12 protein-coding genes and 1 pseudogene are annotated in these 14626 nt (G+C 40.1%); 5 read left to right on the top strand and 8 right to left on the bottom strand.

The genetic code is table 11. From position 1 onward, the window contains the following. Positions 1 to 505 precede the first annotated feature (505 nt). Positions 506 to 2623: an anaerobic ribonucleoside-triphosphate reductase gene (nrdD, locus tag FCN25_RS01515; RefSeq protein WP_137221332.1), complete on the top strand. Its 2118-nt coding sequence runs from the start codon at positions 506 to 508 to the stop codon at positions 2621 to 2623. Further along, a complete protein-coding gene (nrdG, locus tag FCN25_RS01510) occupies positions 2623 to 3102 on the top strand; it encodes an anaerobic ribonucleoside-triphosphate reductase-activating protein (RefSeq protein ID WP_137221330.1) in 480 nt (159 codons plus the stop codon). Before nrdD ends, nrdG begins: the two co-directional genes overlap by 1 nt. A 91-nt stretch (positions 3103 to 3193) precedes the next feature. Here the strand turns inward: nrdG and FCN25_RS01505 are convergent. Then, positions 3194 to 5640 (bottom strand): annotated as a pseudogene (locus tag FCN25_RS01505) (TonB-dependent receptor). Between the two features lie 444 nt (positions 5641 to 6084). Between FCN25_RS01505 and FCN25_RS01500 the strand changes: the two are divergent. Genes FCN25_RS01500 through FCN25_RS01490 form a run of 3 tightly spaced genes read left to right on the top strand, consistent with a single transcriptional unit; the run spans position 6085 to position 8049 of the window. Then, on the top strand, positions 6085 to 6441 hold the full coding sequence (locus tag FCN25_RS01500; RefSeq protein ID WP_137221328.1) for a YibL family ribosome-associated protein: 357 nt from the start codon (positions 6085 to 6087) through the stop codon (positions 6439 to 6441). Between the two features lie 37 nt (positions 6442 to 6478). Beyond that, on the top strand, positions 6479 to 7087 hold the full coding sequence (gene ribA, locus FCN25_RS01495) for a GTP cyclohydrolase II (protein WP_137221326.1): 609 nt from the start codon (positions 6479 to 6481) through the stop codon (positions 7085 to 7087). Positions 7088 to 7113: 26 nt separating this feature from the next. Next, positions 7114 to 8049 (top strand): hypothetical protein, encoded by a 936-nt coding sequence (locus tag FCN25_RS01490; RefSeq protein ID WP_254693707.1) that lies wholly within the window; start codon positions 7114 to 7116, stop codon positions 8047 to 8049. 105 nt (positions 8050 to 8154) lie between these two features. Here FCN25_RS01490 and FCN25_RS01485 read toward each other — a convergent pair whose 3' ends face one another. From FCN25_RS01485 to FCN25_RS01455, 7 genes are all read right to left on the bottom strand, one after another. Then, positions 8155 to 8514 (bottom strand): VF530 family DNA-binding protein, encoded by a 360-nt coding sequence (locus tag FCN25_RS01485; RefSeq protein ID WP_137221322.1) that lies wholly within the window; start codon positions 8512 to 8514, stop codon positions 8155 to 8157. Positions 8515 to 8624: 110 nt separating this feature from the next. After that, positions 8625 to 10088, bottom strand: a complete 1464-nt coding sequence (locus tag FCN25_RS01480) for a carbon starvation protein A (protein WP_137221320.1) — start codon at positions 10086 to 10088, stop codon at positions 8625 to 8627. A gap of 173 nt (positions 10089 to 10261) precedes the next feature. Next, positions 10262 to 10972, bottom strand: coding sequence for a two-component system response regulator BtsR (btsR, locus tag FCN25_RS01475; RefSeq protein WP_137221318.1), 711 nt, complete (start codon positions 10970 to 10972; stop codon positions 10262 to 10264). Then, positions 10969 to 12645, bottom strand: a complete 1677-nt coding sequence (locus FCN25_RS01470; protein WP_137221316.1) for a sensor histidine kinase — start codon at positions 12643 to 12645, stop codon at positions 10969 to 10971. Before FCN25_RS01470 ends, btsR begins: the two co-directional genes overlap by 4 nt. A 300-nt stretch (positions 12646 to 12945) precedes the next feature. Continuing rightward, positions 12946 to 13296: a replication protein RepA gene (locus tag FCN25_RS01465; RefSeq protein ID WP_137221314.1), complete on the bottom strand. Its 351-nt coding sequence runs from the start codon at positions 13294 to 13296 to the stop codon at positions 12946 to 12948. Continuing rightward, positions 13283 to 13951 carry an AAA family ATPase gene (locus FCN25_RS01460; RefSeq protein WP_137221312.1) on the bottom strand — a complete coding sequence of 223 codons (669 nt, stop codon included), beginning with the start codon at positions 13949 to 13951 and terminating at the stop codon, positions 13283 to 13285. The genes FCN25_RS01465 and FCN25_RS01460 overlap by 14 nt, the downstream gene beginning before the upstream one ends. Before the next feature lie 100 nt (positions 13952 to 14051). Next, a complete protein-coding gene (locus FCN25_RS01455; protein ID WP_137221310.1) occupies positions 14052 to 14354 on the bottom strand; it encodes a PilZ domain-containing protein in 303 nt (100 codons plus the stop codon). Positions 14355 to 14626: the final 272 nt, after the last annotated feature.

Here is a 14626-nt window from a genome sequence, read left to right as displayed (position 1 = left end):
ATTTAATGTACATCATTGTCTTAGATTATTAACATCTTGAGTCTTACTGTCGGGCAACTTATCTATCTTTTCTCTATAGGCATATCGGTGCCGAGAATTGCATTGATTATGACTTTCCTAGTTAACTTCTTTTTTCTTCTTAACCTTTGCGTCTATCGATAAAACCGCTATTAGTAATAAATAAGTTAGTCGATATCAATGGGTCATTATCCATTAATAGTGATTAATATGGTCGTAGGCTAACACACTAGTGACGTTTGGACATGACAGGCTTTATAGCTAAAAACATCCTATTTCGTTAAACAATTTTAAATTCTTCTGTGGTATTTGTTCTCTGTAAATCCCTACATTATTTATGGCTAACAGCAAGGTTTTTTCAACATAAGTACTGCCGACAATTATGATCTGGATCAAAGTAACACTCCTGATTAGCGTGTCTAATACCCTCTATCTTGTGTTTATGTTGAATTTAAGTGCTATATGTAGTGCTTTCGAGGATGGCCGTATGCTAGTTGTAGTGAAAAGAGATGGATGTCATACTGCATTTGATGGATGTCGTATTAAAGAAGCTGTGGTGGCCGCTATGGACTCTGCGGGTCAAGCCGATGACCAATATGCATTGCAGTTAGCACAAACGGTTGAACAGCAAATGGCTGCGAAAACTGAAGTGGATATTCTCGAACTACAAGAAGCCGTTGAAAATTTACTGATGTCGGGGCCTTTTAAATCGGTAGCACGTCATTACATAGAATACCGTCATGACAGAGACAAACACCGTGAAGCACAAAGTAAATTAAATTGTGCGATTCGAGGCTTAGTTGAGCAATCAGACAACTCAATTTTAAATGAAAATGCCAATAAAGACGCCAAAGTTATTCCAACTCAACGTGATCTTCTCGCTGGTATTGTTGCTAAGCATTATGCTAAAACTCATTTGTTACCTAAAGATGTTGTCGAAGCACATGAAAAGGGTGAAATTCATTATCACGACTTAGATTACGCACCGTTTTTCCCAATGTTTAACTGCATGTTAATCGATTTGGCTGGCATGTTAACCCATGGCTTTAAAATGGGTAATGCTGAAATTGAGCCGCCAAAATCTATTTCTACCGCAACGGCGGTTACGGCACAAATTATTGCCCAGGTGGCCAGCCATATTTATGGTGGCACAACGATTAACCGTATTGATGAAGTGTTAGCTGAGTTTGTACAAATCAGCTATCAAAAACATCTTGTAGTGGCAAAAAAATGGCAAGTGGCTGACGTAGAAGGTTATGCGATGACGCAAACTGAAAAAGAATGTCATGACGCATTCCAGTCACTTGAATATGAAGTCAACACCTTGCATACCGCTAATGGCCAAACACCGTTTGTTACTTTCGGTTTTGGGTTAGGTGTGTCATGGGAGTGTCGCTTAATTCAAAAATCAATGCTAACTGTACGTATGGCTGGCCTAGGCAAAAACCGTAAAACCGCAGTATTTCCTAAATTGGTCTTTGCCATTAAAGACGGTGTTAATCATAAAGCAACAGACGCTAATTATGATATTAAAAAGCTGGCGTTAACTTGTTCAACTATGCGCATGTACCCTGATATTTTAAATTATGACCAAGTAGTAGAAGTCACTGGTTCATTTAAAACCCCAATGGGTTGTCGATCCTTTTTAGGTACTTATGAAGAGGATGGTCAATTGGTGCACGAAGGTCGTAATAATTTAGGTGTTGTAAGCCTCAATTTACCGCGTATTGCTTTAGAAGCGGGTAAGGATGAAAAGCGTTTTTATCAATTACTCGATGAGCGTTTGTTAATCGCTCGTAAAGCATTAGATACTCGCATTGCACGTTTAGCGGGAGTCAAAGCCCGTGTTGCACCTATTTTGTATATGGAAGGTGCTTGTGGCGTGCGTTTAAATGCTGATGATGATGTTAGTGAAATCTTCAAAAATGGTCGAGCATCAATTTCATTAGGCTTTATCGGCCTGCATGAGACCATAAATGCTTTGTATGGCAATGAAAAGCATGTGTTTGATAACATAGAATTACGTGAAAAAGCTGTCGCTATCATTAATCATTTAAAGCAAGCGACTGAATCTTGGAAGCAAGAAACAGGTTATGGCTTTAGTTTATACAGTACGCCAAGTGAAAATTTATGCAGTCGTTTTTGTCAGATTGATACCGCGCAATTTGGTGTAGTGGCAGGGGTAACAGACAAAGGTTATTACACCAATAGTTTTCATCTTGATGTTGAAAAAAGTGTAAACCCTTATGACAAAATTGATTTTGAACAACCATATCCAGCTATAGCCAATGGTGGATTTATTTGCTACGGCGAATACCCTAACATGCAAAATAATATAGAAGCGCTTGAAAACGTTTGGGATTATAGCTACAGCCGAGTGCCATATTATGGCACTAACACGCCTATTGATGAGTGTTATGATTGTGGTTACATTGGTGAGTTCAATTGTACAAGTAAGGGGTTTGTGTGCCCTAAATGTGGTAACCATGAGCCTAGCCGAGTATCTGTTATTCGTCGAGTGTGTGGTTATCTGGGCAGCCCAGATGCAAGACCATTCAACTTTGGCAAGCAAGAAGAAGTCAAACGCAGAGTGAAGCATTTATAATGTATTACAGTGCTTATCATAGTATTGATGTGATCAACGGTGAGGGCACCCGCTGCACGTTATTTGTCAGTGGGTGCGAGCATGCTTGTAAGGGATGTTATAACCAAAGCACTTGGCATGTGGATGCTGGGCATGAATTTAGCCAAGCGTTAGAAGATCAAATCATTAAGGATCTAACCGACAGGCGTATTTATCGCCGAGGCTTATCGTTAAGTGGTGGCGATCCACTGCATCCCGCTAATCTCGATGCTATATTAAAACTGGTTACGCGAGTAAAGAATGAATGCCCTGGTAAGGACATTTGGCTGTGGACCGGTTATCAATTGGCCGATCTTAGTGTCGCACAGCAAAATATAATCAACTTAGTTGATGTGATGATTGACGGTAAGTTTGAACAAGATAAAGCTGACCCCGCGCTATTGTGGCGCGGAAGCAGCAATCAGGTGATTCATCGCTTTAATCATGACGATCCTAGTTAATAGGGTTTTATTAAACGTTCGGGTCAGTCTTAGATTGGCATAAAAAAGCACTGTCAAAGACAGTGCTTTTTATTACCTAATTGTCACGTTCTTAAATACGATACGTTACGGTTAACTTTGCATTACGCTCTTCGCCGGGTAGACCACCCAAAAACATTGCTTTTTCGTAGTATGACTTGTTAAATAAGTTATTAATATTCAGCTGAATTTTATAACGTTCAACATCATAACTAATGGCTGTGTCGACCACGGTATAACCAGGCACATAACCGTCGGGAATACCGAATGAGCTAGAGTTAGTGCTGCGTTCACCGACATGCTCGGCACCAAGACTAATCGATACCGGCGCTGGTAATCCCAATTCTGCAGCATAAGTCACCCAAGCACTTGCAGTAACATAAGGAACGCCTTTTTGGTGTTGACCATAGCTGCTGCTATTTGGGTTTTGGTTGTCTCTAGCATCTTGGTATACCGCGTTAAGATTCACTTTCCATTGTTCACTTAGGTAGGCATTAAGGTCTAACTCAACCCCTTTGGTGTCTTCGCTACCATCATAAAAGTACGGGTCAATGTCAGGCGTGACCGCGCTACTGTCATAATCTGGATTCGCATAAGCAATATTAGTCCGTGATGATTTAAAGAACACCAATGATGTTAATAGTTGATCATCAAACGCTTTGACACGAATACCTAAATCATTGCTAATTGATTGCGAATCTTCACGGTCAGCTTCATTACCTGTTACATCACCTAACACACTGTATGCCGTACGGCCTTTAGAGTGGTTAACGAAAATAGAGATATCGTCAGTAGGCATATAGGTTAGGCCTAAATTGTAAGTTATGCCGTTATCAGTGGTATCTGCTTCTGGTTGTGGTGCAGCTAAACTGCTGCTGTAACGAGAATCAACGCCTAAGTGTTCATAACTTTGCTTTATTTCGTTAAAGGCTACGCCAATACGGCTGGTGAAACCTGCTCCCAAGTAACCAACATGCTGCACTCCTAATCCCATGCAGTAACAGACTTGTTATAGTTGCTGGTGAGTAATGGGTCGTAATCTTCAAATTCACCATCGGCCCAATTAGGATTACGGATGTCATAAATGTAGGGCAGGGTACCTTGATAAGACACATCACCATTGCTATCTTTCAGCGTATAGTCAGCATCCCAAATCGAATATTGTTTAAAGCTAATATCGCGATCTTCAAAGTTTGCATTGATCAATAATTCGTTTTCAATGTTACTTATATCAAAGTCGTAGCGTAAATCAGCAAAGTACTGCCATGACTTTTCATCAGCTGAGACTTTACGGTATTCCTGACGTCGAGCGGCATAAGGATACAGCACATCGTTCTCAACAAGTGGTGCTCGTGGATTTTGGTTAATCACACCGTTACGTTCCGAATATACGTAGTTATAAGCTCCTGTTTGACGAGCAAAGCTAGTTTCATAATTACGGTATTGTAACTGCTGGTTTAAGAAGAGGTTGTCGGTAAGGTAAATATTATGAGTTAGCTTAAAGCGAAGCTCTTCACCTTCATTGTCTTTTGCCATTGGTGAAATTAAACCATTATGGCCAAATGCATAAGGTGTTTGCCCATCACTGGCATCTAGTGAGTCTGCAAGTTGTTGGCGCTGTGCATCGGTGAGTTGTACACCATTGCCAGTAGGGTCATTGACGAGATCTTGCCAATTAACTTCTCCTGCTGTTTTACCATCTGCTGACTCTGCATTGTAAATACGGATAGGGTGGCCAATAGAGTCAACGGGGATCGCATCGTTAATGTAAGCGGCAGATAGCATCAGATTTTGGTTATCGTCTAATACAAACTTCATTGAGGCATATACTTCATCTCTGTCGGTACCCAAATTGCGGTAGCCATCACTGCGCGCGCTTTTAGCTACTACACGATAGGCTATATCATCAGTGATCCCGCCCGTGCTGTCGGCCATTAATGAATAAGTATCCCATTGTCCCACTTCGGCTTCAAAAACGTGTTGGCTGTCAAACTCAGGTTTTTTCTCAATTAAGTTAATTACGCCGCCGGCGCTCCCCATGCCGTATAAGCCCGTTGCAGGGCCTTTTAATACTTCGACTGAGTTAACATTAGTTAACGAGCGTGTTGGGTTAAAAGTGTTGCCAAGGCCTGCGCCGCCGTACATGCCGTCATAGGTATAGTTAGCGCCTAATCCTCGGATCACTAAATTATCGCCAATACCATAATTGTTACCGGCTTGAGTCACACCACTGATATTTCGTACTAGGTCTTGCATATTGCTGACACCCTGGGCATCGATCAATGCTTCATCAACAATCACAACCGCAGCGGGTGTTTCCATTAGTGACATGTCTGATTTAGTGGCAAGGCCAGAATTTCTCACCACTTGGTTTTGTCGGCCATATACGGTAATGCGTTCATAATCGGTTGATGATGCTTGAGATTCTGCAGTATTAATTGGTGCTTGTGCTTGGGCATAAAAAGGAAACAAGACACTTTGGCATGCAATAGCAAGTAAAGAGAGGTGTAGTGGCTTCATAATGTGTGGCCTTTGTTAATTGTATTGCGAATGATAACGATTATTATAATCATTACAATAATTTCTAGCGCTATATGTAAAAAAAACAAGCGGAAATGATTTGAATGCTGTTAAATCAAGCGGATTGAGTAAGATTTAAACATGACTGTAGGTAGGTTCAAGGCTATAAACTCTGAGGTAACGTTCGGTACTGTGAATAAACACACATTGCTGCGATTAATGAATGAGATGTGCTGTAAGGTGGCATTGATTGTTTGATATAATGCAACGATACTTGGAATATATGTTCGAGATGAAATACTTTACCAGTACATTCATATATGAAGCGTTTGCTATTCGCATCTTAGGTGGTTTTGGGTATATAATCTGCCTCCGAAACGGTGTTGTGATAAACGTTTAAGTGTAACGATTCACTAAACACACCAAAGCATTTAAGGTAATCAAATGAATTTAAAGCTAGAACTGCAAACATTGAATGATAAATTAGACAAGTTTCGTCGCAAGTTGGCTGCGGCTGAACAACGTGACGACGCCGCTGTTGTCGTGCAGTTTAAAAAAGAAGTGGCAGCTGTTACTAAGCGAATAGCAAGTATTAAAGGCCAACAAACCCGCCAATTTAGCCAAGAAGGCTCAGCATTAAAAGCGTTAGGGTTTAAACGTCCACTAACAAAAGCTGAACAAGCCGATATGGGAAAATTAAATAAATCAGTTAAAGGCTTAATTGTCGTTCACCCTTTGACGGCATTAGGCCGAGAAATGGGCATTAAAGAAGTCACTGGTTTTGCTCCTGCAAAGTTTTAATATTATCTTTTACAGTTAGTCGTCGTAAGGTTAATTCATGTCGATAAAATATATCGCAACATCTAAGTTACCCACTCCTTGGGGTGTTTTTGCTATGCACGGTTTTGAAGATACCGCCACAGGTAAAGAACACGTTGCGTTGACATTTGGTCAGCTGGATCCTACTCAACCTATGCTAGGTCGTATTCATTCTGAATGTTTGACTGGTGATGCGTTATTTAGTTTACGTTGTGATTGTGGTTTTCAATTACAAGCGGCAATGCAAAATGTGGCAGAAAAAGGTCAAGGCTTTTTGTTGTACTTGCGTCAAGAAGGTCGAGGCATTGGCTTACTCAATAAAATTCGAGCTTATGAGTTACAAGATGCTGGTGCCAATACGGTCGAAGCCAATTTGCAGTTAGGTTTTGAAGCTGATATGCGTAAGTACGATATGATTTTACCAATGCTAGAGAAAATTGGTGTAACTAAAGTGAGGTTGATGACCAACAATCCTCGTAAAGTCACCGCTATGCAAGATGCTGGTATTGAAGTCGTTGAACGTATTCCATTGCAAGTGGGTAAAAACCGTTATAACGAATCATATTTAAAGACTAAGTCGACTGAACTAGGTCATATGATGTCGGAATACCATTTTCACGATGAATAAATTGACGAAATAATAACGGTATGGTGATGGAGCAAGGGCAAATAATTGGGCTTTTAGGTTTATCATCGTGTCGTTGTTTACGTTTGCATTGCCAACCTTCTGCTGTATTTTCTTTGTTAACCGCCTTGTGTTTATCTGTGGCGACTATTTTATGCTTAAGTTGTCTAACACACTCTGCATTTGCTGATGAGCTTACCAGTGAACCCGATGCTTCCCATTATGCTTTTGCTAGTTATTTAGGCAGTGGTATTTACCGTACCTCAGGCCAAAGTGCCGCGGTGATAAATGTGCCGTTAGGCTTTGAGCTAGAAAAATCTGCTGACCATTTATTAAAACTGCGATTTACCGCATCGTTTGGTTTTTTTGATTATTCATTTAATGATTTGCCCGGTGGCAGTTTACCGAAAAATGTTGGTACGATTACCTTAACACCAGGGATTGAATACCATTGGCTGGTGGACGATAAATTAACGGTCGAATCCTATGTCGACTTAGGTTACGGGCATAATTTCTCCACTTATAGCCATGTGGGTATTTTTTCGACTGGCTTGTCGACCTTGTATCGCTTTGGCTCAGCTGATTATAGCCCTGTATGGGTTAATCGAGTTTACTATGCAGGTTATAAAAGTAATCAAAACGACAGTACCGAAGGGTATTCTGTTTTGAAAAGTGGTGTCGACTTTGGCTTTAATTATGATTGGCAATGGGATGATATGCGGGTTGAACCACGGATGTTTGTTGCCGGACATTGGTATTTTAACCAACTTAAATTTGTAACCCCAGTTGGCAAAGATGTACTCACTTCATATACCTATGAAATAGGCGCCACTCTGGCATTTTCAAAACCGATTAATTTTGCTGCTATTGGCTTGGACAGTGTCGAAATAAAACACTTAGGCTTGAGTTATCAGGTTGGCGGTGGCTTGAAGGTGTGGCGAATCATTTTCGAATTTCCACTTTAACATTTCTGTTAGTAGCGCTTCGCGTTGACATTACTATAAAAGCTACATATAAGTGCTGCAACAACAACACTCATTTGTTAGCTCTATCGCATTGGTTATATGATGTTAACCATTCCCCCAAATATCAGCATTAACGGGTTTGCTTGGCTTATCGCTTTGCTCACTGACTTTGGTTGTGGGTGTTTTTCTGGCAGTGACGGCTTTTGGACTGACAGCCGGTTTGCGAGAATTATCTTTTGGCGGCGGTAATGGTAATTTGTTGGCTTTAAGATACAAGTATTCAACTTTGTCTCGAGCCCAAGGTGTTTTGCGTAAAAACTTCAAGCTTGATTTTACACTCGGATTGTCTTTGAAACATTGAATGTTGATTCTAGATCCTAATTGTTCCCAACCGTACTTTTCAACGAGTTCGGTAACAATGGTTTCCAGTTTTATGCCGTGAAGCGGGTTGTTTGCTTGTGTCATGGACCGTGCGAGCTAATTGAGTTTGGTAATATTATACCCATATTGCTGTCAAAGTGATATCAACACAAAAACGGCAGCTTAAGCTACCGTTTGTTGTCCAATATTAATGGTTATAGTTCATTTGCTAATTCAACTTTTTCTTCGTCATCATCAATATCAATGTCACCTTTGCCTTTGGTTTTAATAATAATCATTGCTGCAATAATGAATGTTGTGACCATACCCGCTACCGTAGACACTACCATAGGTAAGCCTGCACCTAATGTTGATGAATTCAACATAAAGCTAATAACAACACAAGTCATGAACATAGCAGGGACGGTACAAATCCAATGGAATTTATTATGGCGAAGTAAGTAAGCTGCCGCGGTCCATAGCATCAATACAGCAGTGGTTTGGTTTGCGACACCAAAATAACGCCAGATAATGCCAAAATCGACTTGAGTTAACATTGCACCGATAGCAAATAATGGTAACGCTAGCAGTAACCGCTTAGGTAACGCGACTTGTTTGATGTTAAAGAACTCTGCCAAGATTAAGCGTGCTGAACGAAATGCGGTGTCGCCAGATGTGATAGGCAATACAATCACGCCAAGGATGGCTAAGAAACCACCAAATGTACCAAGCAGACCGTTAGATGCTTCGTATACTACGTTAGCAGGGTTACCAGCCATACCTGCATTAAGACCTTCTACACCACCAAAGTATGACAATGCAATAGCACACCAGATTAAGGCGATAACGCCTTCGCCAATCATTGCACCAAAAAACACAAAACGACCATTTGATTCATTTTGAACACAACGGGCCATGAGTGGAGATTGTGTTGCATGAAAACCAGATACAGCACCACATGCAATCGTGATGAACAATGCAGGCCATAATGGCATATCGTTAGAGTTAAGGTTGGTAAAGAAGTCACCTATTTCAAAGCCCGGTAACATGGTATGTTCGCTTGAAAGCATTAATGCGATGGTTAAACCAAGTGACATGAATACTAACAACGCGCCAAAGAAAGGATAGAAGCGACCGATGATTTTATCGATTGGCACTATGGTCGCAATTAAGTAATAACAGAAAATAATGCCAACAAAAATAGCAACATCAAATCCGGTTAATTTGCTGAGTAAGCCTGCTGGAGCAGAGATAAATACCACGCCAACTAACAATAATAGAATAATCGCAAAAAAATTCATAAAGTGTTTGGCGTTTTTACCTAGGTATTTACCCGCCAAATTTGGTACTGATTGACCATTGTTTCGTACCGATAACATTCCTGAGAAATAATCGTGAACGGCGCCAGCAAAAACACAGCCAAATACAATCCATAGCATGGCGGCTGGGCCATATAGAGCACCTAAAATTGGACCAAAAATTGGACCTACACCAGCAATATTGAGTAATTGAATTAAATACACTTTACCTTTAGACATAGGCACAAAGTCGACGCCGTCTGTATGAGTGTATGCAGGTGTTTGTCTTTGGGTGCTAATCCCAAAGACTTTCTCGACGAAGGCCCCATAAATAAAATAGCCGCAAATGAGTAATCCAACACAGAGTAGAAACCAAGTCATTTTTTATATCCCCATTTTTATATTGGGGTCATTTTAAAACATCGGCAATATGAAAAGCAGGCTAACTGAGTAACAGGTTAAAAAGGCAAGGTAAGCGGTAAATAGCTGACTTGAGCGGTGCGACATACTCGACAAGTGTGGTAGAAATCACGCTGAGTTTATTTTGAACAGGGCTATTGAAAGCCAAGCAACTGCTTTAATTCTTTGAGGTAACGACGTGAAACTGGCACATTAGCACCGCTATGGGTGGTGACTTTCGCGCCCGTGTCGGTTATTTCAATTTCACAAATTGCACTTGGGGCTAGTAAATATTGTTTATGGCAACGAAATAAAGCGGTTTTTTGTTCTAACACCTTAAGGGTTAATTGGGTGTGGCTGTTGCCTTTATTTGAGTGTACATGAATACCGCCAACATCACTGACAACAAATTCGACATCCGCAGTGGCAACCACTTTGAGTTTATTGCCACTGTAACAGGGCAAATGAGCTAGTTGTGCGGGCAGTATTTGTGTCATTGGTTGCGGCGTCATATTTGCGCGTACTTTTTCTAGCGTTTGGTTAAAGCGTTTTTCGTCTATAGGTTTAAGTAAGTAATCGAAGGCATTGTTGTCGAATGCTTTTATTGCATACTCATCAAAAGCCGTAATAAACACCGCTCTTGGCACTTGTTCGGGATTAAGCATGGCAATGAGTTCCATGCCATTAATCCGCGGCATTTGAATATCAATAAAAATTAGATCAGGCTTTAACACGTTAATTTGTTGTAGGGCTTCAATGGCGTTACTGCATTGCCCTAATATTTTAATATCTGGATGTTTTTCGAGAAGGTCAGCCACTTCTTGGCGGGCAAAAGGTTCATCGTCAATAATTAAGCATGAAATCATGAGACTTGCTCCTCTAACGGTATGCGTACTTGTACGCAAGTAAACTCATCAGCTTGGCTTTGGACTTCAATGCCATATTGTTCACCAAATAAGTTTTGCAACCGTTTATGGACTAAGTTCATGCCTAATCCTTCAGTATTTTTTGAGGGGTGATACAACCCAGCATTGTCTGTGACACTCAGTAACAAATCATCACCTTCTATTGAAGCCTCAACTCTAATCATACCGGCTTCAAGCATTCGTGAGGTGCCATGTTTAACCGCATTTTCAATAAGAGGTTGCAGGGTAAATGCTGGCATTTTTAGGTGATGATATATCTTTGGAATACTAATACTGACCTTTAGTTTGTCAATAAAACGTGCATGTTCAATGGCAAGGTATGCATCAATATGTTCCAACTCATCGGCTAAGGTAACTAGTCCAGTGGTTCGAGTGAGATTAATCCGTAGGAATTGAGACAATTGCTGTAATAACTTTTTAGACATCTGAGGATCACGGTTAATGATTGCGCTGATAGTGTTTAGCGCATTAAATAGAAAGTGAGGATTGACTTGGGCTTGTAATAATTTTATTTCGGCCTGCATCAATAAACTCTTTTGTTGTTCAAACCGGCCAAACAAAATTTGGTTTGAAAGTAATCTTGCTATCCCTTCACCTAAGGTGCGATTAATATTCAAAAATAATTTATTTTTAGGTTCGTATAATTTAATGGTACCAATGACTTCATCATTACTGCGCAGTGGGATAACTAAGCTTGAACCTAATCTGCAATGAGCTGATATAGAGCAGGTATAAGGGGTGTAGACGCCATCGGCAAACATCACCTTATTTTGTGCAATAGCATCAAGTGTGATTTGCGATGAAATGGGGGTATTAGTGAGATGATGATCGTCCCCAATACCGATAAATGCCAGTAGTTTATGTCTATCAGTAATAGCAACAGACCCGACTTGAGTTTCTTCGATAACGATTTGAGCGACCTTTTTACTCGATTCGACATCAAATCCTTTTGAAAGCAAGCCTACACTGCGCTCTGCTATTTTTAGCGCTTTGGTTGAGAAGCTGGATGATAATTTATCAAACATGGCTTTTTGGTCGCGAAGGATGCTCATAAACATTGCTGCGCCCAGTGAGTTAATCAGAAGCATAGGTGGAGCGATTAATTTGACCAGTTCCCAAGCTTGGTCAAAGGGTTTAGCGACGAGTAAAATAATCGCCATCTGCATTATTTCAGCCATAAATGTCACCCCAAATACGACTATGGGCTGATAAGTCATTTCTGACTTGCCGATTTTATTAAAATAATAACTGATTATTCCAGCCGATAATCCTTCCAAGGCGGTTGATATGGCACAGGCTATATCTGTAAATCCGCCCATCGAATAACGATGTAATCCACCCGTTAAACCAACCAATAATCCAGTGATTGGGCCACCAAGCAACCCGCCTAACACAGCACCCATAGCGCGAGTATTGGCAATGGCTCCAGATGTTTGCTCACCAAAGTAAGTGGCCAAAATACAAAAGCAGGAAAAAACCAGATAGATAAAGACTTTATGAGGGAGGCGTTTTGATGTTTCAGCGAAAAGTTTAAACAATGGCGTTTTACTGACTAAGTAAACAATCACTAAGTAGACGCACATTTGTTGCGTTAGCAGTAATATTAACGACATATATTCTCTTTGGATTGATCAAGGTTGTGGTATATAAATTATATTTTTACTCTTATTAGAGAGAATTCATTGGTCAGTCAAGTCTCGCTCCCAGAGACACACTGTAATATGAAATTATACTATGTCAGCATGATATTAAAAGCCATCAACAGTAGTAAGTCGACCATGATAAATTGTCAATATAATCAGCTGTATCGCTACCCCAAAGAGGTTTGGCTTTAAAAGGATACATTCAATACTATGCATCATTGCGGAGAGTTTATGCCGACATATCTTAATGATTTTAAAATAAAAGTGTTGTTAACGTGACGTTTTACGCAATAAATCAGATTGTTTAGCACCACTTTGCTGATAAAACTCATCAATGAGTATTCTGAGAATTTTGGATTTAGCCACTTTACTGGTTTTGGCTATTTCATCTAATTGTGAAATGCTTTTTTCGGTTAGTGTAAAAGTGGCATGACGATAAATTTTGGTACTTTTTTTATCGAGTCCTGTTAAAAATTCTTGAGTCGCTGATGTGATATTGGCTTGATCATGTGATGTGCCTATACCAGACGCATAATTATTAGCATCTTCGATAAAGTCTTCTACAGATACCTTTACTTGGGTACCTTTGCGTTTCTTACGTTTAAGATCAGTTAAACTCATAACTATTTTCTGGTGGGATGGCAAAAAGCTCATCGGTAATGGCTCTAATTTCATCAGCCGCTTTACCGCTCGGATCAATTTCAAGTACTGAAGAGCCGCTTTCTTCGCTGTCATCATAGATATTGCGACTAAATGTTACTGAATTGAGTGCGCGTAAACCAAAAGACTCAACCACTTCTTTAGCTTCTAAAATACGTTTAGCTTGAGACGGTAGTGCAGGGCATTGTGTTATCACGATGGCGGCAATCATTTTAGGATTGACCATCTTACAAGTACTGAGCATGTCTTCCATATGAGGTAAGGTTTTAAGATCGCGTCGCTTAGGACGAAGTGGCAGTACTACATAGGTTGCGACAGACATGGCGGCGCGCATTGCTAGGTTATCTTGGCCTCCACAATCAACAATAACATAGTCAAATCGATCATTTAGGCTTAGCAAATCGTTGCGGATTTTACCATAAAGTTGAATGCAATTGATGGCTTTTAGATTGGGATCATTATTGCGAGCTTGGATCCAGTCAGATGTGGTTCGTTGTGGATCGCAATCAACCATGAGTACATTTGCATCGTATTTTTGGCTAATATGCACAGCAATATTTTGTGCTAAACAGCTTTTACCACTACCACCCTTTTCTCCACCAACCAACAATATCATTTTATGTTCCTTGATTCCTGATGTTTTATAGCACCGAAATAATGATTACTATTTTATCTTGAGTATAGAACAGTCATAGGGGACTGCATAAAATAATCAATTAAATTAGCTGTAAAGCAATATGGTAACTATGAGGTGAACATTTGGTGCAACGGCAAACTTGACCTTTTATGGTGTTTTGTTTGTCGGTATTTTCATTGAAGGTTAAGGCTATCAAATCACCTACTTTAAAAGTAGATTTAAAGTCAAATAATACCCCTTTGCGAGCAAGATCGATGCAGATACCATGGTCGATACATGATTCACCATGTGTATTAATCCAATCTAGTCGGATCCGCTCGGCTTCCATATCTACACGTAACGAACCGCGTTTTTCTTCGAATCCAGCTAGTTCTTGGCTCATCGTGTTTCTCCTTGAAATGATCCGTCTATCGACATCTTAAACTGTTGTTTGGCAATTGTTCATAATTAATACTACAGATGCCTATTTACCGCTAGCTTAACAATATTTTATTGTTTAGCTCATTCTTGTCGTCGTTAACATTCAGTGTTGAGTGTTAACGTTTTACATCAACTTATAAATTTACCTTTCTATACTCTCAGTAATTTTTAACATAACTGCTTTGTTAAGCAAGACAAAATTATCATTATAATGCTGAGTCATCGATACTCGGT

The organism is Shewanella sp. MEBiC00475, from assembly GCF_005234075.1.
In the GTDB taxonomy this organism is placed as follows: domain Bacteria; phylum Pseudomonadota; class Gammaproteobacteria; order Enterobacterales; family Shewanellaceae; genus Shewanella; species Shewanella polaris.
Note: the sequence above shows the minus strand (reverse complement) of the source record. Positions and strands in the feature narration are given on the sequence as shown.